Source organism: Pseudomonas prosekii (genome assembly GCF_900105155.1).
Classification (GTDB): domain Bacteria; phylum Pseudomonadota; class Gammaproteobacteria; order Pseudomonadales; family Pseudomonadaceae; genus Aquipseudomonas; species Aquipseudomonas prosekii.
Map to the genome: position 1 here is coordinate 4,737,548 of NZ_LT629762.1, position 25,624 is coordinate 4,763,171.

The window sequence follows — 25,624 nt, forward strand, 5'->3', positions numbered from 1 at the left end:
ACGTCCATGACGATCGAAATCCGCCCGGCGACCCCCAGCGATGCACCGCAAATTCTCGGTTTCATCACTGAGCTGGCCGACTACGAACGTGCCCGCCACGAAGTCATCGCCAGCGTCGCCGACATCCAGCGCAGCCTGTTCAGCGAAGGCGCCACCGCCCACGGGCTGATCTGCCTGCGCGATGGCATGCCAATCGGCTTCGCGGTGTTTTTCTTCAGTTACTCGACCTGGCTCGGCAGCAACTGCCTGTACCTCGAAGACCTCTACATCACCCCCGAGCAACGTGGCGGCGGCGCCGGCAAGACTCTGCTGCGCCACCTCGCAAAAATCGCCTGCGCCAATGACTGCGGGCGCTTCGAGTGGAGCGTGCTGGACTGGAACAAACCGGCGATCGAGTTCTACAAATCCCTCGGTGCGCAACCGCAGGAAGAGTGGGTGCGGTATCGGATGGATGGCGCGGTGTTGCGCGAGTTTGCCGAGGGTTAATCTGCGCGAATCTACCCAAGGTTGGCGATGCACGGTTACCCAGTCGCAGCGTTCGGTCATTCCTGAGGATCTGCACATTCCTGAGGAGATACACCGCGCTGCGATTTTTTTGCCTTCGTCCCACTATATGGGAGCGTTAATTACATATTGAGATTTCATCCTTAGAGGGTTTATAGTCCGGCTCACTCACTGCCAATAAACAGAACAGGTGAAGCGATGCTGGCGCAATTGATCGCGCTCGATTGGGGGACAACCTCATTACGTGCTTACAAACTCGGTGCGGGTGGCCAGGTGCTGGAACAGCGGTCGCTGTCGTCCGGGATCATGCAGTTGCCACGCACGCCGCGAATCATCAACGGTCGGCAATGCGCTGACGGTTTTGAACTGGCCTTCGACGAGGCTTGCGGTGATTGGCTCGACGCTCAAGCCGATTTGCCGGTGATTGCCTGTGGCATGGTCGGCAGCGCCCAGGGTTGGCGTGAAGCGGCCTACGGCGACACGCCGGCGAACGTCGCCAATCTCGGAAATTCCCTACAAACGGTTCGCAGTCTTCGCGGTATCGATGTGCACATCGTGCCGGGCGTGATTCAGCGTTCGCGTCTGCCGAATGTGATGCGCGGCGAAGAAACCCAGGTCCTCGGTGTGTTGCAGAGCTTGCCGGTCGAGGCGGGCAACGACTTGTTGATCGGCCTGCCGGGCAGTCACTCGAAATGGGTGGAAGTCGCCGACGGCTGCATCGTGCATTTCGACACGTTCATGACCGGCGAAATCTTTGCCGTGCTCAGCGAACACAGCATTCTCGGGCGCACCCAGCAACAGGGCGCCTCGTTCGACGGCGTTGCGTTTGATCGCGGCGTGCAAGTGGCGTTGTCGGCGGACGGCGAGATCGGCCCTTTGTCGACGCTGTTCAGCGCGCGCAGCCTGGGCCTGACCGGTGAACTCAGTGCCACCGCGCAAGCGGATTACCTGTCCGGGCTGTTGATCGGCCATGAACTGTCGGCGCTGGCCAACGTGCAACGGCGCCGGCGCAACAGCGTGCATCTGCCGTCGATCATCCTGATTGGCAACTCCCAACTCTGTGCTCGCTACAGCCGTGCCCTCGATGCCTGTGGTTTCGCCCGCGTGACGCTGGCCGAACAAGCCACCGAACGGGGGTTGTGGCAGTTGGCGGTCGCGGCCGGACTGATCAAAAACACCCCATCGCGTTAAACCTGACTGGAGGTCTGAGATGCTCAAGCAAGCCCTGGCGCAAAACGGCCTGATCGCAATTTTGCGCGGCCTGCGCCCTGAAGAAGCGGCCGCTATCGGCGAGGTCCTGTATGCCGCCGGATTTCGCGTCATTGAAGTGCCGCTCAATTCCCCTGAGCCGTACGAAAGTATCCGCATCCTGCGCAGTACATTGCCCGCCGATTGCCTGATCGGCGCGGGCACGGTGCTGACGCCGGAGCAAGTCGAGCAAGTGAAAGCGGCGGGCGGCCAAGTGATCGTCATGCCGCACAGCGATCCCAAGGTGTTGCGCGCGGCGAAAGCTGCCGGGCTGTTCCTGTCGCCGGGTGTGGCGACGCCGACCGAAGCCTTCGCCGCGTTGGCCGAAGGTGCGGACGTGTTGAAGATGTTCCCCGCCGAACAAATGGGCCCCGCCGTTGTGAAGGCCTGGCTCGCGGTGCTGCCGGCCGGGACCATTCTGGCGCCGGTTGGCGGCATCACGCCGGACAACATGCAGGTGTTTATCGACGCCGGGGTCAAAGGCTTCGGCCTCGGATCAGGATTGTTCAAACCGGGCATGACCGCCGAGCAAGTGGCGGCCAATGCCAAGGCCTACGTCGCGGCATGGAAAGCCCTGAGCTGAGAAGTTTTGGCGCCGAGCGCGCTACCTCTAATAAAAGCTGCATTTACAAAAGAGAGCAGAGATGAAAATCACCAAACTCACGACCTTCATCGTCCCGCCGCGCTGGTGCTTCCTCAAGATCGAAACCGACGAAGGCGTGATCGGTTGGGGCGAGCCCGTGGTCGAGGGCCGCGCCCACACCGTCGCGGCTGCCGTCGAGGAATTGTCCGACTACCTGATCGGCAAAGACCCACGCAACATCGAAGACATCTGGACTGTGCTCTATCGCGGCGGTTTCTACCGTGGCGGCGCGATCCACATGAGCGCACTGGCCGGCATCGATCAGGCGTTGTGGGACATCAAGGGCAAGGCGTTGGGTGTATCGGTCAGCGACCTGCTCGGGGGCCAGGTGCGCGACAAGATTCGCGTGTATTCGTGGATTGGCGGCGACCGCCCAGCCGACACGGCGCGCGCGGCCAAGGAAGCGGTCGAGCGTGGTTTCACTGCGGTGAAAATGAACGGCACCGAAGAGCTGCAATTCCTTGATTCCTTCGAGAAAGTCGACCTCGCGTTGGCCAACGTCGCTGCCGTGCGTGACGCGGTCGGGCCGAACGTCGGCATCGGCGTCGACTTCCATGGCCGGGTGCACAAACCCATGGCCAAGGTGCTGATGAAGGAACTCGACCCGTACAAATTGATGTTCATCGAAGAGCCGGTGCTCAGCGAAAACTACGAAGCGCTGAAAGAACTGGCGCCGCTGACCAGCACGCCGATTGCCTTGGGCGAGCGGTTGTTCTCGCGCTGGGATTTCAAGCGTGTGCTGAGCGAAGGTTACGTCGACATCATCCAGCCCGATGCGTCGCACGCTGGCGGCATCACCGAAACCCGCAAGATTGCCAACATGGCCGAAGCCTACGACGTGGCGCTGGCGCTGCACTGCCCGCTGGGCCCGATTGCGCTGGCGGCGTGCCTGCAACTGGACGCGGTTTGCTACAACGCGTTCATTCAAGAACAGAGCCTGGGCATTCACTACAACGAGAGCAATGACCTGCTCGATTACGTGAAAGATCCGCGGGTGTTCGATTACGACAAAGGCTTCGTGAAGATTCCCAACGGACCGGGTTTGGGCATCGAGATCAACGAGGAATACGTGATCGAACGTGCAGCCGTCGGCCACCGCTGGCGCAACCCGATCTGGCGCCATGCCGATGGCAGCTTTGCCGAGTGGTGAGTTCTGTCTGACCCAACACCACCCCTGTAGGAGCGAGGCTTGCCCGCGAAGTTGACTCCTCGGTCTACCTGACTTTCCTAGGCGTTAGTGCTGACGCCTTCGCGGGCAAGCCTCGCTCCTACAGGAAGTATTGCGCCCCATTGACCTCAATAAACATAAGAAGAGGCATCCCTCATGCAACCGCAAACCCTCACCGGGCAGGCGTCGTTGGTGACGCCCAGCCGCAAGCGTTTTTTCATCATGGTGCTGCTGTTTATCACCGTAGTGATCAACTACCTCGACCGCAGCAACCTGTCGATTGCCGCCCCGGCGCTGACCAGCGAGCTGGGCATCGACCCGATCCACGTCGGTCTGATCTTCTCCGCATTCGGCTGGACCTACGCCGCCATGCAAATCCCCGGCGGCTGGCTGGTGGATCGCGTGCCACCACGGATTCTCTACAGCGTCGCCTTGCTGCTCTGGTCGATTGCCACGGTGATGCTCGGTTTCGCCGGCAGTTTCATCGCGTTGTTCGTGCTGCGCATGGCGGTCGGCGCGCTGGAAGCCCCGGCGTATCCGATCAACAGCCGCGTAGTCACCACCTGGTTCCCCGAGCGCGAGCGCGCCACGGCCATCGGTTTCTACACCTCCGGGCAGTTTGTCGGGCTGGCGTTCCTGACGCCGGTATTGGCCTGGTTACAGCATGAATTCGGCTGGCACATGGTGTTCGTCAGCACCGGCGTGGTCGGCATTATCTGGGCGGTGATCTGGTACGCGGTGTATCGCGAACCGCGGGATTTCAAAGGCGCCAACGACGCTGAAATCGACTTGATCCGCGAGGGCGGCGGCTTGGTCGACATCCAGGCTGACACCGCAAAAGCCAAGGCAAAATTCAGCTGGATCGACCTCGGCATCGTCCTCAGCAAACGCAAACTCTGGGGCATTTACCTCGGCCAGTTCTGCCTCAATTCGACGTTGTGGTTTTTCCTCACATGGTTCCCGACCTACTTGGTGAAATATCGTGGCATGGACTTCATCAAGTCCGGCCTGCTGGCCTCGTTGCCGTTTCTCGCGGCATTCGTCGGTGTGCTGTGTTCCGGGTTCTTTTCCGACTTTTTGATTCGTCGCGGCTACAGCGTCGGGTTCGCGCGCAAGTTGCCGATCATTGGCGGGCTGCTGATTTCGACCTCGATCATCGGCGCCAACTTCGTCGAATCGACGCCGCTGGTGATTGCCTTCCTCGCGTTGGCGTTCTTCGGTAACGGCCTGGCTTCGATCACTTGGTCGCTGGTCTCGACATTGGCCCCGGCGCGCTTGCTCGGCTTGACCGGCGGGGTGTTCAACTTCATCGGCAACCTGTCGGCGATCACCACGCCGATTGTCATCGGGTTCCTCGCGACCGGCGATTCGTTTGCCCCGGCGATCACCTACATCGCGGTGCTCGCATTGATCGGTGCACTTTCCTACGTGCTGCTGGTGGGCAAGGTCGAGCGTATCGAGTTGTAGTCGCCGCCATCGGGCGACCATAATGCCGCCCGTTCCCTCGCTCAACGGTAAAGGCTGGATATGCAGGAAGACGCCCCAAAAATCGCCAAGGACGCCGCGCCGACCGGCACCCAGACTCTGCTTCGTGGTCTGGGTGTGGTCCAGGCCGTGGCCAGTGGCGCGCGCGATCTCAAGGAAATTGCCCGGCTGATCGGCACCACGCGCAGCACCACGCATCGCCTCGCCAGTTGCCTGGTGGACGAACGTTACCTGCGGGTAGTGCCGCAAATCGGTTATCTGCTGGGGCCGAAGTTGATCGAACTGGGTTTCCAGGCGCGCGAGGAATTGCCGCTGGTGACGTTGGCCGGGCCGTATCTGGATGAGTTGTCGGCGTTGACTGGCGACACCGTGCACCTGGCGATTCGCGAGGGCGACGAGGTGCTGTACCTGCACAAGAATCCGGGGCGCAATGGCCCGGAAATGCGTTCGCGGGTTGGCCATCGCATGCCGTTGGCGCGCACCGGCATTGGCAAGGCGTTGATGCTCGATGATTCGCAGCAAGACTGGAAACGTCTGTACGACGTGAGCTTGCCGGCGGGTGGGAAAAATCAGTTCTGGCCGCTGCACCCCGAGCAATCCTGGGAGCAGTTTCAGCAGCGCATGGTTGAGTACGTGGCGGGCGGTTACGCGTTCGACCTGGAGGACAACGAGCCGTCGATCCGCTGTGTTGCAGCGCCGATTCGTGATGCCAGCAAGCGCATTGTTGCCGGGATCAGCATCGCCAGCACCGTGCCGTACATGCCGCTGGAAAAAATGGCCGAGCTGATTCCCCTGATCAAAGGGGTCACAGCTCGGCTATCAGCGGAGCTTGGTTTGAAAGTCTGAGGCGCTAAAGTTTGATCAGACCTTGAGTGTCGCCATGTCGATCACGAAGCGGTACTTCACGTCACCGGCAATCATGCGGGTGAACGCTTCGTTGATCTGATGGATGTCGAGCATTTCGATGTCGCAGGTGATGCCGTGTTCGGCGCAGAAATCCAGCACTTCCTGGGTTTCGGCGACGCCACCGATCAACGAACCGGCAAGTACGCGGCGGCTCATCACCAGTTTGCCGGCGTGGACCGGTGGATCAACCGGTTCGATCAAGCCAACCAGAATGTGCACGCCGTCGAAACGCAGGGTATCGAGGTACGGATTGAGGTCGTGCTGCACCGGAATGGTATCCAGCAGGAAGTCGAAATGTCCGGCGGCAGCCTTCATCTGTTCAGCATCGGTGGACACGATCACGTGGTCCGCGCCCTGGCGACGACCTTCCTCAGCCTTGCTCGCCGAACGGGTGAACAGGGTGACTTCGGCGCCCATCGCTTTGGCGAACTTGATGCCCATGTGGCCGAGGCCGCCCATGCCGAGAATCCCGACTTTGTCGCCAGCCTTGACGCCGTAGTGCTTGAGCGGCGAGTAGGTGGTGATGCCGGCGCAGAGGATCGGCGCGGCGCTGGCCAAGTCGAGTTTTTCCGGGATGCGCACCACGAAATGCTCGCTGACGACGATGCTGTCGGAGTAACCGCCCATGGTGTTGCTGCCATCGACGCGGTCCGGCGTGGCGTAAGTCATGGTCGGACCTTCGAGGCAGTATTGCTCGAGATCAGCCTGGCAGGCTTCGCAACTGCGGCAGGAATCGACCATGCAACCGACGCCAACCAAGTCGCCGATTTTGTGTTTGGTCACGTTCGCACCGACGGCGGTAACTTTGCCTACGATCTCGTGGCCGGGCATCAGTGGGTAAACGGCAATGCCCCACTCGTTGCGCGCCTGGTGAATGTCGGAGTGGCAGACGCCGCAGTACAGAATGTCGATGGCAACGTCGTCGGCCCGAGGGCTGCGGCGTTCGAATTTGACCGGGGCGAGGGGAGTGGTAGCCGACTGGGCGGCGTATCCGATAGCGGTGTACATGCAGAACCTCGCAAAAGCAGTGACAGTTGAGGCGTGCCATTTTGCGGGGCGAGGCGGTTATCAGCCATGACGATTCCTCCGGGTGTCATGCCTAATCCTCCGGCATGCGCCTTTGATTGGTCGCATAACGCGACAGACCTGCGATGATGCTTTCATCCCGAAATCTGCAACTTTTGTGTGAAGACTTGCCCATGCTGTTGACCCGCCATCTCGACGCCAACGCCACGTTGGTTTCACTGCTGCAGCCGCTGACCACCCGCGACGGCTTCGCGCCGACGTTGTTGCCTGGCGTGCAGGTATTGCGCGCCAGTTGCGACGTCGCGCGTGGCCCGCAAATCTACGAGCCGAGCCTGGTGATCATCGTTCAGGGCAGCAAATTGGCCTACCTGGGCCCGCGCACGCTCGAATATGGCGCCGGGCATTACCTGATTCAGGCGTTGCCGGTGCCGTTCGAGTGCGAAACCTTTGCCGCCGCCGAAGGGCCGATGCTGGGCCTTTCAATCGCGATTGACCGCGTGCTGCTCGGCGAATTGGTGCTGGCGATGGGCTTGCTGCCGGGGCGCAATATTGCGGTGCAGACGCTGGAGTCGATGACCTCGGCGGTGCTCGATGATGAGATGCGCGGTTGCGCGGAGCGGTTGTTGCGCTGCCTGCACGATCCTCTGGAATCCCGGATCATGGGCCAGGCGCGGCTGCGTGAGTTGTTGTTCGTCGCGTTGCGCGGTCCGCAGGCCGATGTGCTACGGGCGCTGGTGGAGCAGCAGGGGCAGTTCGCGCGGATCGCGGCGTCGCTCAACCATTTGCACGGGCATTTCACCGAGCCGTTGAATGTCGAGACGCTGGCCAGTTGCGCGAACATGAGTGCGTCGACGTTTCACGAGCATTTCAAGCGCAGCACGTTGTTGTCGCCGGTGCAGTACCTGAAGCGATTGCGCTTGCTGAAAGCGCAGCAGTTATTGCTGTCGGAGGGCTTGGGCGTGGCGCAGGTTGCGCATCGGGTCGGGTATCAGAGTACGTCGCAATTCAGTCGCGAATATAAGCGCTACTTTGAGCGCAGCCCCGGCGATGAGCGCGCTGCCTGATGGATCGTTAACCCTGTAGGAGTGAGCCTGCTCGCGATCGCGGTGGGTCAGCCTGCATTGATATTGAATGATGGATTGCTATCGCGAGCAGGCTCACTCCTACAGGGGGATTGCGGCGTGGAGTGAACCGCACACAACAAAAAGGCCCCCATTCCGGGAGCCTTGATGTTAGGGCGTCGCGCTTACATGTTCGGGTAAGTCGGGCCGCCGGAGCCTTCCGGTGCTACCCAAGTGATGTTCTGTGCAGGGTCCTTGATGTCGCAGGTCTTGCAGTGAACACAGTTCTGGGCGTTGATCTGGAAGCGCTTCTCGCCGTCTTCCTTGGTCACCACTTCGTACACGCCGGCCGGGCAGTAACGCTGGGCGGGCTCATCGTACAGCGGCAGGTTCTTGCTGATCGGGATGCTCGGGTCGGTCAGCTTCAAGTGGCAAGGTTGTTCTTCTTCATGGTTGGTACCGGAGATGAACACCGAGCTGAGTTTGTCGAAGCTGAGTTTGCCGTCCGGTTTCGGGTAGTCGATCTTCTTGCAGTCGGCGGCGAGCTTGAGGCACGCGTAATCCGGCTTGTCGTCGTGCAAGGTGAACGGCAGTTTGCCGCCGAAGATGTTCTGGTCGAGCCAGTTGAAACCACCGCCGACAATCGCGCCGAACTTGTGGATCGCCGGGCCGAAGTTGCGGCTGGCGAACAATTCGTCGTAGAGCCAGCTCTTCTTGAACGCGTCGACGTAAGTGGTCAGCTCTTCGGTGCCATCCTTCTCGGCGAACAGCGCCTCGGCAACCGATTCCGCGGCGAGCATGCCGGACTTCATCGCGGTGTGGCTGCCCTTGATCTTGGCAAAGTTCAGCGTGCCCAGATCGCAACCGATCAGCGCGCCGCCCTTGAAGACCATTTTCGGCAGCGAATTCAGGCCGCCCTTGCAGATTGCGCGAGCGCCGTAGCTGATGCGCTTGCCACCTTCCAGATATTGCTTGAGCACCGGGTGATGCTTGAGGCGCTGGAATTCGTCGAACGGCGACAGGTAAGTGTTGCTGTAGGACAGATCGACGATCAGGCCGACGACCACCTGATTGTTTTCCAGGTGATAAAGGAAGGAGCCACCGGTGTTCTCGGAACCCATGATGTCCAGCGGCCAGCCGGCGGTGTGCACCACCAGGCCTGGCTGATGCTTGGCCGGATCGATTTCCCAGATTTCTTTCAGGCCGATGCCGTAGTGCTGGGCGTCGGCGTCGCTGTCGAGGTTGAAGCGCTTGATCAGCTGCTTGCCGATGTGGCCACGGCAACCCTCGGCGAACAACGTGTACTTGCCACGCAGTTCCATGCCCGGGGTGTACAGGCCTTCTTTCGGATGACCCTCGCGGTCAACGCCGAGGTCGCCAGTGATGATCCCGCGAACCACGCCGTTCTCGTCGAACAGGGCTTCCTGCGCAGCGAAGCCTGGGTAGATTTCCACGCCGAGGTTCTCGGCCTGCTGAGCGAGCCAGCGGCACAGGTTGCCCAGGGAGATGATGTAGTTGCCTTCGTTGTGCATGGTCTTGGGCACAAAGAGGTCGGGGATTTTCTGCGCGCTGTCGGCGTTCTTCAGAACGAAGATGTCGTCGCGGGTGACTGGCGTGTTCAGCGGTGCGCCAAGTTCTTTCCAGTCCGGGAACAATTCGTTCAGGGCGCGCGGTTCGAACACCGCACCAGACAGGATGTGAGCACCGACTTCGGAGCCTTTTTCGACCACGCAGACGCTGATTTCCTTACCGGCTTCGGCGGCCTTCTGCTTCAAGCGGCAGGCGGCGGAAAGACCAGCGGGGCCGGCACCGACGATGACCACGTCGAATTCCATGTATTCGCGTTCCACAGGCTATCTCCTACTCAAGGCTCAACAGTTTTTTTTCTAATTGGAGGTTTGGCGTCGTATCCAGGAACTCCGGCGCAAGGCTGGAAAAGGACAATCGATGAACCACCTTTCTCTCTAGGTGGCGCATTATATCTACACCACTCCTAGCGTCCAATACAAACGTTTGTTTGAATCGGCTCCAAGCCAGAGAAATCAAAGTCACGCGGCTTATGACTGGCCATTTTGCCGTATTGACCGGAATAGGCGTTCCGGTCAAGATACGGGCGGTTTTGCGCTCGCCGTAGGCTGACTGTTGGCTTCAAGAGCACCTCTAAAGACAGGGCGATGGCAGTACAAGGTGATGCGCAACGATGATTTGGCGCGCAGTTTACACGCCGCAAGATTGAATGACTCGTCAGTCACCACTGACGAACGGTCATCAACAACGCGAGCCGTGTCACCCCGTTCGGATGCCAGCGTTTTTAGAGGTGCCCTTGCGCCCACGAGCATCAACCGCCAGGTTCGCCTAGGCGACTTTCTTTTCACCGGAGAGTAACGAGGAATCCATGAAGGTTCTTGTAGCTGTCAAACGCGTTGTTGATTACAACGTCAAGGTTCGCGTCAAGGCGGACAATTCCGGCGTCGACCTCGCCAACGTGAAGATGTCGATGAACCCGTTCTGCGAAATCGCAGTGGAAGAAGCCGTACGCCTGAAAGAGAAAGGTGTTGCGACTGAAATCGTCGTCGTCTCCATCGGCCCGTCCACCGCTCAAGAGCAACTGCGCACCGCGCTGGCTCTGGGTGCCGACCGCGCCATCCTCGTCGAATCCGCTGAAGATCTGACTTCCCTGGCCGTTGCCAAACTGTTGAAAGCCGTTGTCGACAAGGAACAGCCACAGCTGGTGATCCTTGGCAAACAAGCGATCGACAGCGACAACAACCAGACTGGCCAGATGCTCGCTGCATTGAGCGGCTACGGCCAAGGCACTTTCGCCTCGAAAGTCGAAGTGTCGGGCGACAGCGTTGCCGTAACTCGCGAAATCGACGGCGGCGCGCAGACAGTTTCCCTGAAACTGCCGGCCATCGTCACCACCGACCTGCGTTTGAACGAGCCGCGTTATGCGTCCCTGCCAAACATCATGAAAGCCAAGAAGAAGCCTCTCGAAGTGCTGACTCCGGACGCTTTGGGCGTTTCCACCGCCTCCACCAACAAGACCGTGAAAGTCGAAGCGCCTGCTGCACGCAGCGCGGGTATCAAGGTCAAGTCGGTGGCTGAACTGGTTGAAAAACTCAAGAACGAAGCGAAGGTAATCTAAATGACTATCTTGGTTATTGCTGAACACGACAACAAAGTGCTGGCTCCGGCCACGCTGAACACCGTGGCTGCTGCTGCCAAAATCGGCGGCGACATCCACGTGCTGGTAGCCGGTCAGGGCGCTGGCGCCGTGGCTGAAGCCGCTGCGAAAATCGCTGGCGTGAGCAAAGTCCTGAACGCTGACAATGCCGCTTACGCGCATCAGCTGCCGGAAAATGTTGCTCCACTGGTTGCAGAGTTGGGCAAGGGCTACAGCCACATCCTGGCTGCCGCGACTTCCAACGGCAAAAACATCCTGCCGCGCGTTGCCGCTCAGCTGGATGTTGACCAGATCTCCGAGATCATCTCGGTCGAAAGCGCTGACACCTTCAAGCGCCCGATCTACGCCGGTAACGCCATCGCTACCGTGCAATCGACCGCTGCGATCAAAGTGATCACCGTGCGCGCGACCGGTTTCGACCCGGTTGCCGCCGAGGGTGGTTCGGCGGCTGTTGAAGCCGTGGGCGCTGCTCATGATGCTGCGATCTCGAGCTTCGTTGGCGAAGAACTGGCCAAGTCCGATCGTCCGGAACTGACCGCTGCCAAAATCGTCGTTTCCGGCGGTCGCGGCATGCAGAACGGCGACAACTTCAAACACCTGTACGCTCTGGCCGACAAGCTGGGCGCTGCTGTTGGCGCTTCCCGCGCGGCAGTCGACGCAGGTTTTGTACCCAACGATATGCAGGTCGGCCAGACCGGCAAAATCGTTGCGCCACAGCTGTACATCGCGGTCGGTATCTCCGGCGCGATCCAGCACCTGGCCGGCATGAAAGACTCCAAAGTGATCGTTGCGATCAACAAGGACGAAGAAGCGCCGATCTTCCAGGTGGCCGATTACGGCCTGGTCGCTGACCTGTTCGAAGCAATCCCCGAGCTGGAGAAGCTGGTCTAATCCAGCGGCTTCACTTATAAAGAGCCCGACCTTATGGTCGGGCTTTTTTTTGATTCGGATTTGAGTGGGAGAGCTTCGCCATGGATCTGCGCCGCCTGTATGGCTGGTCTTTATTGCTGGGCCTGACGCTGGTGCCGGCGTTCGCGAGCGCGGCCGGCAAGTGCGAGCGCCTCGTCGTCACCGGCAGCCCGGATGCGCCGCCGTACCTGTGGCAAGACCCGCAGAATCCGAAAAAACTGATCGGCGCCAATGCCGATTTGCTGCAGCAAGTGGCGGCGGAGCTGGGCATCAAGGTTGACCTGCTCTACGCCGGCAAACGCTCGCAGGCGTTGGACGAGGTGCGCAGTGGGCGCATGGACATGCTCATCGACGCACCGTTGACCCTCAGCGAACTGGAAAGCCTGGACTACATCCATCCGCCGCTGCTGGAAAACGACTACCTGGTGTGGACGCGAAAAGGCTCGACGCTGGTCTACAGCGAAGCCAAAGACCTGCAGGGACACCCCGGCGCGATGTCGGAAAAGTCTCGAATGACCGGCGGATTCGGCACTTTCGCCGAGCAGCAATTGACCCTCACGCGTACTCCAAACCTTACCCAGGCTTTTCAGAAATTGCTCCTTGGCGAGGTGGAATTTGTCCTCGCCGGGCGCTACTCGGGGATGGCGGCCGCGCAGGCATTGGGCATGGGCAACGACTTGCTGGCGTTTGAGCAACCCGTCGATCGACCGGGCCTGTACCTCGCGGTTTCGCATAACTCGGCTTGCAACGATCCGTGGTTGCGCGGACAGCTGGCGAAAAAGATGACAGAATTGCCCGCGTCCGGTCTGGCGGAGACCGCGCTGCAACGCAATATCGAGCGTTGGAAAGCGCAGCAACAGCAGCAACCCCCGAGCACCCCGCCAGTACCCCAAAAAAAGTAGGGATTTTTAGTGAGTATTCGACCTCTTTTCGCTGCCCTGGCCGTTCTGGCTCTGGCGGGTTGTGCAGCCGATCCGGCGCCGAATGAACAGATTCGCCTGACCGAGCAGGCACTGGTACAAGCCAAGGCCGTTGGCGCCACCGCCGAAGACGTGCCGGAGATGAAACTGGCCGAAGACAAGTTTGCCCGCGCTCAAGGCGACATGACCGACCAGTCCTACAAGCACGCCCGCATGCGCGCCGAGCAGGCCGAACTGGATGCGCGCCTCGCCGAAGCCCGGGTCCTGACCCTCAAGAGCCAGGAGCAGTTGAACGTCCTCAATACCCGCATCACTCGCCTGCGCAAGCAACTGGGAGATGCCAAATGAGCCTCGTCATCGGAAAAACCGCCATCGGCGGCCTGATCATCGTCGGTTGCGTCAGCCTGTACGGCTGCGCCGGGCAACACAGCGAGTCGGCCATTCAAGAGGCCAGCGTCGATTTCCAGAAGGTCAAGGAAGACTCGAATGTGCTGCGCATCGCGCCGAAAGACGTGATCCGCGCCGGCGAATCCCTGGCCCGCGCCGATCGTCTGTCCAGCTATTGGGGCAGCGGTTCGGATGTGGTGCATTACGCCTACCTGAGTCGGCGCTACAGCGAAATTGCCCGCGAGCACACCAATCAGGTGCTCAACGAAGAACAAGCCGCCAAGCTCGAACTGGAGCGCCAACGCCTGCAACTGGCGTTGCGCGAGTCCAAACTGCTCAGCGTGCAGCAACAGGGCAAATGGCTCGAAGAACAGATCGTCGCGCTGGCGACTACCCAGACCGAACGCGGTCTGGTGATGACGCTGGGCGACGTGCTGTTCGATACCGGCGAAGCGGAGTTGAAGAGTTCGGCCAACCGTGTGGTGTTGAAGATTGTGCAGTTCCTGCAGCTCAACCCGAAACGCGTGGTGCGCATCGAGGGCTACACCGACAGCACCGGCGGCAAACAGGAAAACCTCAAACTGTCGCGCGACCGTGCGCAGTCGGTGGCTGATGTGTTGATGGACCTGGGCATCGACGACAAACGCATTCAGGTCGAAGGTTATGGCGATGAATACCCGGTAGACGCGAACGCCTCCGAACGAGGTCGTGCGCAGAATCGTCGAGTGGAAATTGTCTTCTCCGACGAAAAAGGCCAGCTCGGCGCTGCCCGCTAAGGCAATGTCCAATGAAACCCGGCACCACGCCGGGTTTTTTTATGCCTGTGAATCGCTTCGCAAAGCAGTACAGATTTTGCTGACACTGCACTGTACCGTCGTCTATTGTGGCAACTGTCCCCGTACACTTCTAAACTGTTCCGGTATTGTTTCGCACAAGAATAAAATGCCCGTGAAATCGAGTGCTGCGTCATGACCAATCTCTTGCTCTACCAACGTATTGCTCAGCAACTGGCCGAGGACATCCGCCGTGGTGTCTATCAACCGGGGGAGCGCGTGCCTTCGGTGCGCAAGATGAGTTCGCAGCTCAACGTCAGCCACGCGACGGTGTTGCAGGCTTACGCCAACCTCGAAGATCAGGGGCTGATTCGCGCTCGGCCGCAATCCGGTTACTACGTTCACCAGACGCCGGCCCTGACCGCGCCGACCCCGGACATCGCACGGGTCGAACGTCCCGGGCTGGTCACGCGCAGTAGCATCATTCAGCAAGTGCTGGTCGAATCGCGCCGCGAAGGCGTGTTTCCGCTGGGCGCGGCGGTGCCGAGTGTCGATTACTTGCCGGTCCGCGCGCTGCATCAGCAGTTGGCCAAAGTCACTCGATTCCATAGCCCGCGCGCCTTCAGTTACATGTTCAGCCCAGGTTTTGAGCCATTGCGTCGGCAAGTGGCGATTCGCATGCGCGACGCTGGCGTGGTGGTCGATCCGTCGGAAGTGGTGATCACCCACGGCTGCGTCGATGCTTTGCAGATGTCATTGCGCGTGCTGACCCGGCCTGGCGATTTGATCGCTGCCGAGTCGCCGACCTATTACGGTTTGCTGCAACTGGCCGACCTGCTCGGCCTCAAAGTCATCGAAATCCCCAGCGATCCCGCCACCGGCATGAGCCTGGAAGCCTTGCAACTGGCGGCCAATCAATGGTCGATCAAAGCGTTGGTGCTGACCACGCGCCTGAGCAATCCACTGGGCGGAACCATGCCCGAGGAACGCCAGAAACAATTGCTGCGGCTGGCGTCGGACTTCGACATCCAGATCGTTGAAGACGATATCTACGGCGAACTGATGTTCGAGCAGGGCCGCACCAAAGCGCTCAAAGCTTACGACCGGCTGGATCGGGTGATCTATTGCTCAAGCTTCTCGAAAACCCTGTCGCCGGGCGTGCGCATCGGCTGGATGATTGCCGGCAAGTACCAGCAAGAGATCCAGCGCTTGCAGACTTTCAGCACTCATTCGGCGTGCAGCGTCACGCAAATGGGTATCGCCGCGTATCTGGAGAACGGTGGATACGACCGACATTTGCGCTACATCCGCCAGGAATACCGGAAAAACCTCAGCGCGTTCCAATTGGCGGTGCAGCAATACTTCCCTGAAGGCACGCAAATGAGCCGACCTACCGGCGGCTTTATTTTGTGGGTGAGCCTGCCGGGGCGGGTCAATACTCAGGAACTGCACGTGCGTGCGTTGCAACAAGGCATCAGCATTGCACCGGGGCTGATCTTCAGTAACACCGAGCAATTTAATCACTGCATCCGCCTCAATTGCGGCACCGCGTGGAACCGCGAGGCCGAGCGTGCATTGATGACTTTGGGCTTGCTCGCAACGCAACTGTGTCAGGAAACGGCCAGCGGTTTTTGATCAAACGGACAGCTCAATAGCTGTCCGCGCTTGTCATGTGGCGCTCAACGAGCGAGCATATGGCCCTCTGCCGTTAGTGCCGTTGGGTCCATGAAAACGATTTTTTCTGTTGCCTGGCTGTCGATTTTCCTCGTGACGACTGCGGTTCCGCTGGCTGCGACGGCGGCTGCCGTGCAGGATAAGCCCGCTGCCAGCAGCACTCAGGAAGCGCCGAAGAAACCTGTCGTGGCAAAAAAAGCCGCCCCAGCCAAGAAGAAAGCCGCGCCGGTGAAAAAGCGTGCGCCGATTGCTTCCAAGTCCAAATCTGCGCGTGAAGTGGTCAAGACCACCAAGTTGCCGCCCGCCGATCTTGACCTGAGCCTGCCGCAACACATGGTCGAAGACCTCAAGCCCGCCGGCACTGTGCCGTTGCCGAAACATGACGGTGTGTTGCCGCAAATGTTCGGCGACAAGTCCAGTGACTTCCAGCTAAATGGCCGTTTGATCAGCAATGAAATGCAGCTGCAATTGCGCAACGAAGAGCGCCGGGACGTGGATGGCGCGGCACTCGAATTCGAGTTCAAGCGTTAAACATCGCCACCGCCAGGCCGCAGACCAGACACTTCGTCGGAGACTGCTCGGTCACGTTCGCTTGAGTGCACAAACGGCGCGTGTAGCAATTTGAAACAGTCGTTTTAGCGGTTACTCTGTGTCCCGTCCCTTTTACACATCACCCGTTGCGAGGTTGTTGTCGTCATGAAATGCCGCGAAGGCTGTGGCGCCTGTTGCATTGCCCCTTCCATCAGTTCACCGATTCCCGGAATGCCGCAAGGCAAACCTGCGGGAGAACGTTGCGTGCAACTGTCTGTCGAAAACCTGTGCAACATTTTCGGCCAGGCTGAACGCCCGGCGGTGTGCTCGGCTTTCTCGGCTGACGCTGAGGTTTGCGGCAGCAGCAGCGAAGAAGCGATCCGCCTGCTCGGCTGGTGGGAGCAAATGACCGCCGCGTGATGTGTTCAAGAATGGAACTTCAACAATAAGGAATAACACTATGGGTTCGCTGCATCGTATAGCTGTGCTGTGTGGTTTGACGGTAGCGCTGGCCACTTCGGCTGCGCAGGCTGAAGACTGGAAAGTCGCGAAAGACCAGGACGGCATCAAGGTTTCCCTGAGTGAAGTGGCGGGTTCCGATTTCAAGGCCTATCAGGGCGTGACGTTGATGAAGACCACCATCGCCAAGTTGCGCGCGTTGCAGGAAGACGTGGCGGGCGCCTGTTCGTGGATTCACGAGTGCAAGGCGCAGAAGTTGCTCAAGCACGAAGGCGATCAGAGCTGGACTTACACCCAATTCAATACGCCGTGGCCGGTCACCCCGCGTGATTCGGTATTGCACGTCACCACCGTTGAAGGTGCTGACGGCAGCCTGACCCGCAAACTTGAAGGCGCGCCGAAGTACATTCCTGACGAAAAAGGTTTTGTCCGCGTCCAGGAAGTCGACGGCTTCTGGAAGTTCGTGCCTAAAGGCGATCAAGTCGAAGTGACGTATCAGGTGCACACCAATCCGGGCGGCAGCGTGCCGTCGATGGTCGCCAACAAGTTCGTGGTCGATGCCCCGTTCAATACCCTGAAAGCCCTGAAAGAACGCGCCGAGAAATAACCGCGCCGCTCTTCAAAAAACGCCCCGACACAATCGGGGCGTTTTTATTCCGACTGAACAACCCAAAACCCTGCAGGAGCGAGCTTGCTCGCGATCACGGTGTATTACTCGATAAAGATCTCGGCTGATACACCGCGATCGCGAGCAACCCCAACCCCAACCCCAACCCCAACCCCACAGACGTTGCCCATCAACAGACACCGCCCAGCCCATTCTTTATTGTGTTTCCAGATATGCGTTGTACGAAATTTTCACAATGCCTCCAAGACAATTCGCCCGCGTCAATTTGCCGAACAGTAATCAATGGCAATGGCGTCAGTGATCGTGCAACATTTGCGCACCGCGCGAGCCCCGGGGCCAGGTAGTGGCCAACAGAGGGCAGGGCGCAGCTGTATTTTTTGCAACTTAAACTTCCAATGGGTCCTAAAACGACATGGCAAACCCGGACGCCCTGAATCAGCAGCGAGCTTCTAGTCGCCTGCTGCAACCGACCGTCAAATCGCATCTGGCCTACACGCTCCTGTGTGCCTTGGTCATGATGGTCATGTTCAGCCTGCTGCGCCTCGCGCTGCTGGTTTACAACCGCGCGATGATCCTCGACACACCCGCTTCGACCTTCGTCGAAGCCTTCGCCAACGGCCTGCGTTTCGACCTGCGCCTGGTGGTCTACCTGAGCATTCCGCTGCTGCTGGCCTTGTTCAGCGCCCGCGCAATGGCGGCTCGCGGGTTCTTCCGTTTCTGGCTGACCCTGGCGTCGAGCATCGCGCTGTTCCTCGGCCTGATGGAAATGGACTTCTACCGCGAGTTCCACCAGCGCCTCAACGGCCTGGTCTTCCAATACGTACGCGAAGACCCGAAAACTGTGGCGAGCATGCTCTGGTACGGTTTCCCGGTCGTGCGCTACTTGCTGGCGTGGGCCGTGGGCACGTTGCTGCTGACCCTCGCGTTCAAGGGCGCCGACCGCGCCACTCGGCCGCGCGGTCCATTCAGCGGCGGCAGCGTCGGCACGCGGCAGATTGCGCCGTTGTACGCGCGCGTCGGGGTGTTCGTGGTCTGCCTGCTGATCTGCGTGGTCGCCGCGCGCGGCACGCTGCGTCAGGGCCCGCCAATGCGTTGGGGTGACGTTTACACCACCGATTCCAACTTCGCCAACCAACTGGGCCTCAACGGCACGCTGTCGCTGATCGCTGCGGCGAAGTCGCGGATGTCCGAAGATCGCGACAACATCTGGAAAGCCACGCTGCCACAGCCACTGGCCCAACAGACCGTGCGTGACATGTTGCTGACCCCGAGCGACAAACTGGTCGATGAAGACATCGCCGCCGTGCGCCGCAACTTCACGCCGAACGCCGACAAGACGTTGCCGATCAAAAACGTCGTAGTGATCCTGATGGAAAGCTTCGCCGGTCACTCGGTGGGCGCGTTGGGTCGTCCGGGCAACATCACTCCGGCATTCGACAAGTTGAGCAAGGAAGGCTTGTTGTTCGACCGCTTCTTCTCCAACGGCACGCACACCCACCAGGGCATGTTTGCGACGATGGCCTGTTTCCCCAACTTGCCGGGTTTCGAATACCTGATGCAAACCCCGGAAGGCAGCCACAAGTTGTCCGGCCTGCCGCAACTGCTCAGCGCGCGTGATTATGACGACGTGTATGTCTACAACGGCGACTTTGCCTGGGACAACCAGTCGGGCTTCTTCAGCAATCAGGGCATGACCAACTTCATCGGCCGCAACGACTTTGTGGATCCGGTGTTCTCCGATCCGACGTGGGGCGTGTCCGACCAGGACATGTTCAACCGTGGCCTCGAAGAATTGAAAGCGCGCGATGGCAAGGATAAAAAGCCGTTCTATGCCTTGCTGCAAACCCTGTCCAACCACACGCCATACGCCTTGCCGACGCCGTTGCCGGTCGAGCGTGTGACCGACCGTGGCAGCATGAACGAACACTTGACCGCCATGCGTTACTCCGACTGGACGCTGGGTCAGTTCTTCGAGAAGGCGCGTAAAGAGCCTTACTTCAACGAAACCCTGTTCGTCGTAGTGGGCGACCATGGCTTCGGCAACGAAGAGCAAATCACTGAAATGGACCTCGGCCGCTTCAACGTTCCGATGCTGTTGATCGGGCCGGGCGTGCAGCAGAAGTTCGGTGAGCGTGACCACACGGTGGGCACGCAGATCGACGTGGTGCCGACCATCATGGGTCGCATCGGCGGCGACGTGATTCATCAATGCTGGGGCCGTGACCTGCTGAACCTGCCGGAAGGCGACAAGGGTTTCGGCGTGATCAAGCCTTCGGGCAGTGATCAGACCGTGGCGTTGCTGACGGCCGATCGGGTGCTGGTATTGCCCAAGGAAATGCCGCCGAAGTTGTACAGCTACGAGTTGGGCGCCAATCCGAAAGGCGCGGTAATTCCCGATGCGCCGGACGAAGCGGCACTCAAGCAGAAACTCGAGTCGTTCCTGCAAACCGCGACCAAGAGCCTGATCGACAACACCGCTGGTGTGGTTAACGGCAAACCGGACTAAACGGTGACGCAATAAAAAAGAGGCCCTTTTTCAAGGGCCTCTTTTTTTGGGTCGGGGCTGACGCTTTATATCTTGCCGAGCAAGAGCAGAATCAACAGCACCACCAACACTACGCCGAGGATACCCGATGGACCGTAACCCCAACTTCTTGAGTGTGGGAACACTGGCAAACCACCGATCAGCAACAGGATCAGGATTACGATAAGAATTGTGCCCATGTCTATTTCCTTGTTCGAAGTGTTCTGGATTGACCTAACGTTGTAACGGTCAGCCGGAATGCAATTAATCCGAACTGCTTACAAACTCCGACTCATGCGCCTGAAAGAAAATTCCATGTTTTTTAATCTTTTTTAGATTCATGGGTTATTTCGTTTGTGCAGCGCGCTAGTTGATTTAGTGGGAGCAAGGCTTGCCCGCGAAGGCCGTTACGCAATCCCGATCCGCGCCACGGTTTGCGCGGACCATTCAGCAATCTGATGGAGCGTGGGTCGGCCACGGTCCTTCGCTACACTCGGCGCATCTTCCCCAGAACAACAAGGCTGTTTGCTATGCAAAATCGCATGATGATCACTGGCGCAGGCTCGGGCCTGGGTCGCGAAATCGCGCTGCGCTGGGCCCGCGAAGGCTGGCAACTGGCCTTGTCGGATGTCAGCGAACCGGGGCTTCAGGAAACCCTGAAGCTGGTGCGCGAGGCCGGTGGTGACGGCTTCGTGCAACGTTGCGACGTGCGCGATTACAGCCAACTGACCGCGTTCGCCCAGGCCTGCGAAGAGAAACTCGGCGGCATCGACATCATCGTCAACAATGCCGGCGTGGCGTCGGGCGGGTTCTTCAGCGAACTGTCGCTGGAAGACTGGGACTGGCAGATCGCAATCAACCTGATGGGCGTGGTCAAGGGTTGCAAAGCGTTCCTGCCGCTGCTGGAAAAAAGCAAAGGCAAGATCATCAACATCGCCTCGATGGCGGCGCTGATGCAAGGTCCGGCGATGAGCAACTACAACGTCGCCAAGGCGGGTGTCGTGGCATTGTCCGAAAGCCTGCTGATCGAACTGGCGCAACAGGAAGTCGGGGTGCACGTAGTGTGCCCGTCGTTCTTCCAGACCAACTTGCTGGATTCTTTTCGTGGCCCGACCCCGGCGATGAAAGCCCAGGTTGGCAAGTTGCTGGAAAGTTCGCCGATCACCGCCACTGACATTGCCGACTACATCTACACCCAGGTCGCTGCCGGCGAATTCATGATTCTGCCGCACGAACAAGGGCGCATGGCGTGGGCAATCAAGCAGAAGAATCCGCAATTGCTCTACAACGAAATGACCGTCATGGCCGACAAAATGCGCGCCAAGGCCCGGCAAACCGCAGGCTGACCTTGCCCGTCGGCAACAGCCTCGTTAGGGTGGCCGCCAACGGTCATCCTCACGAGACGCCTGCATGCTCAATTACCTGTGGTTTTTCCTCGCCGCGCTGTTCGAAATCGCCGGTTGCTTTGCATTCTGGATGTGGCTGCGCCAAGGCAAAAGTGCCTGGTGGGTGATCCCGGCGCTGCTCAGCCTGACCCTGTTCGCGCTGCTGCTGACGCGCATCGAATCCACTTACGCCGGCCGCGCCTATGCGGCTTACGGCGGCATCTACATCATTGCTTCGATTGGCTGGCTGGCGGTGGTCGAGCGCGTGCGGCCGCTCGGCTCGGACTGGCTCGGCGTGGCGCTGTGCGTGATCGGCGCGAGCATCATTCTGTTTGGCCCGAAATTCTCGGCGTCCTGAGGGATTAGCGCTGTAATCCAGCATTTTGTAAGAGAAGTCTGTAGGCGCGTTCATTGCGCGCTGTAGGGCATGACTGATTATCTGGCGGCGCATTGAACCGCGAGCAAGCGGCGGGCATCTTCAAAGTCCAGTAACCCTTAAAGGACGAAGGCCATGCTTGTTCTCAGTCGTGTTGTAGGTGAGTTGATTTCCATCGGTGACGATATATCCGTGCGCATTCTCGCGGTCAATGGCGGCCATGTGCGCTTCGGTATCGAAGCGCCGCAGAACGTCAATGTGCATCGCGCGGAAGTGTACGAACGCATTCAGGCCAAATTGGCGAAAAACAAGGCGCGTTGAGTGCTTCAGTCGAACAGGTGCTTGGGCACGTCGTGCTTGAGCATCAATTGGCATTGCTCGCTGTCGGGGTCGAAAACGATCAGCGCCTGACCTTTGGTCAACGCCTGGCGCACACGTAACACGCGGGTTTCCAGCGGCGTGTCATCGCCATTGTCGGTGCCGTCGCGCGTGACGAAGTCTTCGATCAGGCGGGTGAGGGTGTCGACTTCAAGTTGGTCGTAGGGGATCAGCATAGGCACCTCGGTAAAAACAATGTCGCGATGCTACGGCGAATGCGGATTTGCGGCTAGTCAGTGGATGCTGTGTTGTCTGGTTTGACGCCTTCGCGGGCAAGTCTCGCTCCTACAGGTTTTGCGTTCCTTGTAGGAGCGAGGCTTGCCCGCGGAGGCAATCTCACTGACAACACATCACTCAACTATCGTTGCGCTGCCCCACCAGACTGTCCACCGACGGCACGCGCGTATCGCTTTCCATCTGCGTGTCGTGTTCGATCTGGTGACTGAAGCGGTCCAGCGAACCCTTGGCCGGTTGCGCATCGCTGGCAAATACCGGCGGGCTCAAAATGTACGCGCCGAGCAAACGGCTGAGCGCCGCCAAACTGTCGATGTGCGTGCGCTCATAACCGTGAGTGGCGTCGCAGCCAAACGCCAGCAGCGCGGTGCGGATGTCATGCCCGGCAGTCACTGCCGAATGCGCATCGCTGAAGTAATAACGGAACAGGTCGCGGCGCACCGGCAGTTCGTTTTCACTGGCCAGGCGCAGCAGATGCCGCGACAGGTGATAGTCATACGGCCCGCCGGAATCCTGCATCGCCACGCTCACCGCGTGTTCGCTGGAATGTTGCCCCGGCGCCACGGGCGCGATGTCGATGCCGACAAATTCGCTGACGTCCCACGGCAATGCCGCCGCCGCGCCGCTGCCGGTTTCTTCGGTGATGGTGAACAACGGATGGCAGTCGATCATCAGCTCTTCGCCGCTGTCGATGATCGCTTTCATTGCTGCCAGCAGCGCCGCAACGCCGGCCTTGTCGTCGAGGTGACGGGCGCTGATGTGACCGCTTTCGGTGAACTCAGGCAGCGGATCGAACGCGACAAAATCGCCGACGCTGATCCCCAGCGAATCGCAATCGGCACGGGTCGCGCAGTAGGCGTCGAGGCGCAACTCGACGTGATCCCAACTGATCGGCATTTCATCCACGGCAGTATTGAACGCGTGCCCGGAGGCCATCAGCGGCAACACGCTGCCACGAATCACGCCGTTATCGGTGAACAGGCTGACGCGGCTGCCCTCGGCAAAACGGCTGGACCAGCAACCAACCGGCGCCAGGGTCAGGCGCCCGTTGTCTTTGACTGCGCGCACGGCGGCACCGATGGTGTCCAAGTGCGCGGAAACTGCGCGGTCGGGGCTGCTTTTCTTACCTTTGAGGGTGGCGCGGATCGTCCCGCGCCGAGTCATTTCGAACGGCACACCCAGCTCTTCAAGCCGCTCGGCGACGTAGCGCACGATGGTGTCGGTAAACCCAGTCGGGCTGGGGATAGCGAGCATCTCCAGCAGGACTTTTTGCAGGTAGTTGAGATCCGGTTCGGGAATTTTGCTGGTCATGGAAACTCCTGATGAGTTACGTACATCGATGGTTTCGATGAAGGGGAATGTGTAGCGCCAGTCAGGCCACCGTCGCGAGCAAGCTCGCTCCCATTGGTTGTACGCGTTCCAATATGGGAGCGAGGCTTGCCCGCGAAGAGGCCCGCCCAAACGCCAAAGAACTAGGAAACAGCCGGCTGACTGTGCGGAAACAACAAATCGACAAACTTCTCTGCCGTCGGTTGCGGTTCATGGTTGGCCAGCCCGGCGCGCTCATTGGCTTCAATAAACACGTACTCCGGCTGGTCCGCCGCGGGCACCATCAAGTCGAGCCCGACCATCGGGATATCCAGCGCTCGCGCCGCGCGCACGGCAGCATCCACCAACGTCGGGTGCAGAATCGCCGTGACATCTTCCAGCACGCCGCCGGTATGAAGATTCGCCGTGCGCCGTACGAAAAGGTGCTCACCGGCCGGCAGAATACTGTCGTAGTCGTACCCGGCAGCCTGCAAGGTGCGCTCGGTTTCGTGGTCCAGCGGAATCTTGCTTTCACCGCTGGTGGCAGCCTGCCGTCGGCGGCTCTGCGCTTCAATCAACGCGCGGACCGAATGCTGGCCGTCGCCGACCACCTCGGCCGGACGCCGAATCGCCGCCGCAACCACTTCAAAACCAATCACCACGATGCGCAGATCGAGGCCTTCGTGGAAGCTTTCGAGCAACACCCGCGAATCGAACTGGCGCGCGGTTTCGATGGCTTGCTGCACGTCATCGATAGTCCGCAAATCCACCGCCACGCCGTGGCCCTGCTCGCCATCCAGCGGTTTCACCACAACACGTTCGTGTTCATCGAGAAACGCCAGATTGTCATCGCCATTGCCGGCCAATTGCTGCGACGGCAGATTCAGTCCGGCAGCTTTCAGCACTTTGTGCGTCAGGCTTTTGTCTTGGCACAGACTCATGCTGATGGCGCTGGTCAGGTCGCTCAGCGATTCGCGGCAACGCACTCGGCGGCCACCGTGGCTGAGGGTGAACATCCCGGCGTCGGCGTCATCGACCTGCACGTCGATGCCGCGCCGATGCGCTTCCTCGACGATGATCCGCGCGTAAGGATTAAATTCCGCTTCCGGCCCCGGGCCAAGGAACAACGGCTGATTGATGCCGTTCTTGCGCTTGATCGCGAAGGTCGAGAGGTTGCGAAAACCGAGCTTGGCGTACAGGCTTTTCGCCTGACGGTTATCGTGCAACACCGACAGATCGAGGTAACTCAAACCGCGGCTCATGAAGTGCTCGACCAAGTGCCGCACCAGCACTTCGCCGACGCCAGGGCGCGAGCAATGCGGGTCCACCGCCAGGCACCAAAGGCTGCTGCCGTTTTCCGGGTCGTTGTAGGCCTTGTGATGGTTGAGGCCCATGACGCTGCCGATGATCGCGCCGCTGTCCTCGTCCTCGGCCAGCCAATACACCGGGCCGCCCTGATGACGCGGGGTGAGTAATGTCGGGTCGATCGGCAACATGCCGCGCGCCTGATACAGCAGGTTGATCGCCTGCCAATCCGCCTCGCTTTGAGCGCGGCGAATGCGAAAACCGCGAAACACTCGGGTCGACTGGCGATAGTCGCTGAACCACAGACGCAAGGTGTCCGAAGGATCAAGAAACAACTGCGCCGGTTCCAGCCCCAACACTTGCTGGGGCGCCGCCACATACAAAGCAATGTCGCGCTCGCCGGGCTGCTCGTTGAGCAATTCGCGGGCGATGCTCGCCGGGTCGGGGAACGTGTGCCCGATCAGCAACCGGCCCCAACCGCAATGCACAGCGATCGGCGCCGCGTTGAGCTCGCTGCCATCCTCGGCCAGGCGTGCCTGCAAGCGTTCGTAAGAAGGTGTCTGACCGCGCAACAAGCGTTGGCTATAAGCCGTGGCGTGGGGTTTCAT

The 25,624-nt window shown here is 59.8% G+C and carries 26 protein-coding genes; 20 read left to right on the forward strand and 6 right to left on the reverse strand.

Annotated features, from left to right (window positions below):
• The first annotated feature begins 6 nt into the window (after positions 1–6).
• The 6 genes from BLU01_RS21620 to BLU01_RS21645 all read left to right on the forward strand — a co-directional run bounded on the left by BLU01_RS21620 (position 7) and on the right by BLU01_RS21645 (position 5,894).
• Positions 7–486 carry a GNAT family N-acetyltransferase gene (locus BLU01_RS21620; protein ID WP_092279314.1) on the forward strand — a complete coding sequence of 160 codons (480 nt, stop codon included), beginning with the start codon at positions 7–9 and terminating at the stop codon, positions 484–486.
• Between the two features lie 216 nt (positions 487–702).
• A complete protein-coding gene (locus tag BLU01_RS21625; protein ID WP_092279316.1) occupies positions 703–1,695 on the forward strand; it encodes a 2-dehydro-3-deoxygalactonokinase in 993 nt (330 codons plus the stop codon).
• Between the two features lie 19 nt (positions 1,696–1,714).
• On the forward strand, positions 1,715–2,335 hold the full coding sequence (locus BLU01_RS21630) for a 2-dehydro-3-deoxy-6-phosphogalactonate aldolase (protein WP_092279318.1): 621 nt from the start codon (positions 1,715–1,717) through the stop codon (positions 2,333–2,335).
• 61 nt (positions 2,336–2,396) lie between these two features.
• On the forward strand, positions 2,397–3,545 hold the full coding sequence (gene dgoD / locus BLU01_RS21635) for a galactonate dehydratase (protein ID WP_092279320.1): 1,149 nt from the start codon (positions 2,397–2,399) through the stop codon (positions 3,543–3,545).
• 174 nt (positions 3,546–3,719) lie between these two features.
• The gene (locus BLU01_RS21640) at positions 3,720–5,030 is read left to right on the forward strand and encodes an MFS transporter (RefSeq protein WP_092279322.1); all 1,311 of its coding nucleotides are present in this window, start codon (positions 3,720–3,722) and stop codon (positions 5,028–5,030) included.
• 60 nt (positions 5,031–5,090) lie between these two features.
• On the forward strand, positions 5,091–5,894 hold the full coding sequence (locus BLU01_RS21645; RefSeq protein WP_092279324.1) for an IclR family transcriptional regulator: 804 nt from the start codon (positions 5,091–5,093) through the stop codon (positions 5,892–5,894).
• Positions 5,895–5,909: 15 nt separating this feature from the next.
• Here the strand turns inward: BLU01_RS21645 and BLU01_RS21650 are convergent, their stop codons facing one another.
• Positions 5,910–6,962: an NAD(P)-dependent alcohol dehydrogenase gene (locus BLU01_RS21650; protein WP_092279326.1), complete on the reverse strand. Its 1,053-nt coding sequence runs from the start codon at positions 6,960–6,962 to the stop codon at positions 5,910–5,912.
• Positions 6,963–7,153: 191 nt separating this feature from the next.
• Here BLU01_RS21650 and BLU01_RS21655 point away from each other — a divergent pair, with 191 nt between their 5' ends.
• Positions 7,154–8,044, forward strand: a complete 891-nt coding sequence (locus BLU01_RS21655) for an AraC family transcriptional regulator (RefSeq protein ID WP_092279328.1) — start codon at positions 7,154–7,156, stop codon at positions 8,042–8,044.
• Positions 8,045–8,226: 182 nt separating this feature from the next.
• On the opposite strand, the gene BLU01_RS21660 is transcribed toward BLU01_RS21655, so the two are convergent.
• The gene (locus tag BLU01_RS21660) at positions 8,227–9,891 is read right to left on the reverse strand and encodes an electron transfer flavoprotein-ubiquinone oxidoreductase (RefSeq protein WP_092279330.1); all 1,665 of its coding nucleotides are present in this window, start codon (positions 9,889–9,891) and stop codon (positions 8,227–8,229) included.
• 545 nt (positions 9,892–10,436) lie between these two features.
• Here BLU01_RS21660 and BLU01_RS21665 point away from each other — a divergent pair.
• From BLU01_RS21665 to BLU01_RS21710, 10 genes are all read left to right on the forward strand, one after another.
• Positions 10,437–11,186: an electron transfer flavoprotein subunit beta/FixA family protein gene (locus tag BLU01_RS21665; RefSeq protein ID WP_007942046.1), complete on the forward strand. Its 750-nt coding sequence runs from the start codon at positions 10,437–10,439 to the stop codon at positions 11,184–11,186.
• Positions 11,187–12,116 (forward strand): electron transfer flavoprotein subunit alpha/FixB family protein, encoded by a 930-nt coding sequence (locus tag BLU01_RS21670; protein ID WP_092279332.1) that lies wholly within the window; start codon positions 11,187–11,189, stop codon positions 12,114–12,116.
• An 80-nt stretch (positions 12,117–12,196) separates the two neighbouring features.
• A complete protein-coding gene (locus tag BLU01_RS21675) occupies positions 12,197–13,036 on the forward strand; it encodes a substrate-binding periplasmic protein (protein ID WP_092279334.1) in 840 nt (279 codons plus the stop codon).
• A gap of 9 nt (positions 13,037–13,045) precedes the next feature.
• Positions 13,046–13,402 (forward strand): DUF4398 domain-containing protein, encoded by a 357-nt coding sequence (locus BLU01_RS21680; protein ID WP_092279336.1) that lies wholly within the window; start codon positions 13,046–13,048, stop codon positions 13,400–13,402.
• Positions 13,399–14,217, forward strand: a complete 819-nt coding sequence (locus tag BLU01_RS21685) for an OmpA family protein (protein WP_092279338.1) — start codon at positions 13,399–13,401, stop codon at positions 14,215–14,217. The genes BLU01_RS21680 and BLU01_RS21685 overlap by 4 nt, the downstream gene beginning before the upstream one ends.
• 192 nt (positions 14,218–14,409) lie before the next feature.
• The gene (locus BLU01_RS21690; RefSeq protein WP_092279340.1) at positions 14,410–15,849 is read left to right on the forward strand and encodes an aminotransferase-like domain-containing protein; all 1,440 of its coding nucleotides are present in this window, start codon (positions 14,410–14,412) and stop codon (positions 15,847–15,849) included.
• Positions 15,850–15,939: 90 nt separating this feature from the next.
• Positions 15,940–16,419 (forward strand): translation initiation factor 2, encoded by a 480-nt coding sequence (locus tag BLU01_RS21695; protein WP_092279342.1) that lies wholly within the window; start codon positions 15,940–15,942, stop codon positions 16,417–16,419.
• A 165-nt stretch (positions 16,420–16,584) separates the two neighbouring features.
• Positions 16,585–16,839 (forward strand): YkgJ family cysteine cluster protein, encoded by a 255-nt coding sequence (locus BLU01_RS21700; protein ID WP_092279344.1) that lies wholly within the window; start codon positions 16,585–16,587, stop codon positions 16,837–16,839.
• A 40-nt stretch (positions 16,840–16,879) separates the two neighbouring features.
• Entirely contained in the window at positions 16,880–17,485 is a 606-nt protein-coding gene (locus BLU01_RS21705; protein ID WP_092279346.1) for an START domain-containing protein, read from the forward strand.
• A gap of 433 nt (positions 17,486–17,918) precedes the next feature.
• A complete protein-coding gene (locus BLU01_RS21710; protein WP_092279348.1) occupies positions 17,919–20,012 on the forward strand; it encodes an LTA synthase family protein in 2,094 nt (697 codons plus the stop codon).
• 65 nt (positions 20,013–20,077) lie between these two features.
• Here BLU01_RS21710 and BLU01_RS21715 read toward each other — a convergent pair whose 3' ends face one another.
• Positions 20,078–20,236: a DUF3309 family protein gene (locus BLU01_RS21715; RefSeq protein ID WP_178076589.1), complete on the reverse strand. Its 159-nt coding sequence runs from the start codon at positions 20,234–20,236 to the stop codon at positions 20,078–20,080.
• Between the two features lie 324 nt (positions 20,237–20,560).
• Here BLU01_RS21715 and BLU01_RS21720 point away from each other — a divergent pair, with 324 nt between their 5' ends.
• From BLU01_RS21720 to csrA, 3 genes are all read left to right on the forward strand, one after another.
• Positions 20,561–21,376, forward strand: a complete 816-nt coding sequence (locus BLU01_RS21720; RefSeq protein WP_092279350.1) for an SDR family oxidoreductase — start codon at positions 20,561–20,563, stop codon at positions 21,374–21,376.
• A 64-nt stretch (positions 21,377–21,440) separates the two neighbouring features.
• Complete coding sequence (locus BLU01_RS21725) at positions 21,441–21,773, forward strand: YnfA family protein (RefSeq protein WP_092279352.1); 333 nt, start codon at positions 21,441–21,443, stop codon at positions 21,771–21,773.
• A 153-nt stretch (positions 21,774–21,926) separates the two neighbouring features.
• Complete coding sequence (gene csrA / locus BLU01_RS21730) at positions 21,927–22,112, forward strand: carbon storage regulator CsrA (protein WP_092279354.1); 186 nt, start codon at positions 21,927–21,929, stop codon at positions 22,110–22,112.
• Between the two features lie 5 nt (positions 22,113–22,117).
• On the opposite strand, the gene BLU01_RS21735 is transcribed toward csrA, so the two are convergent.
• The 3 genes from BLU01_RS21735 to ngg form a co-directional block, all read right to left on the reverse strand.
• The gene (locus BLU01_RS21735) at positions 22,118–22,345 is read right to left on the reverse strand and encodes a YheU family protein (protein WP_010461751.1); all 228 of its coding nucleotides are present in this window, start codon (positions 22,343–22,345) and stop codon (positions 22,118–22,120) included.
• A gap of 178 nt (positions 22,346–22,523) precedes the next feature.
• Complete coding sequence (locus tag BLU01_RS21740) at positions 22,524–23,714, reverse strand: osmoprotectant NAGGN system M42 family peptidase (RefSeq protein ID WP_092279356.1); 1,191 nt, start codon at positions 23,712–23,714, stop codon at positions 22,524–22,526.
• A 161-nt stretch (positions 23,715–23,875) separates the two neighbouring features.
• A complete protein-coding gene (ngg, locus tag BLU01_RS21745; RefSeq protein ID WP_092279358.1) occupies positions 23,876–25,624 on the reverse strand; it encodes an N-acetylglutaminylglutamine synthetase in 1,749 nt (582 codons plus the stop codon).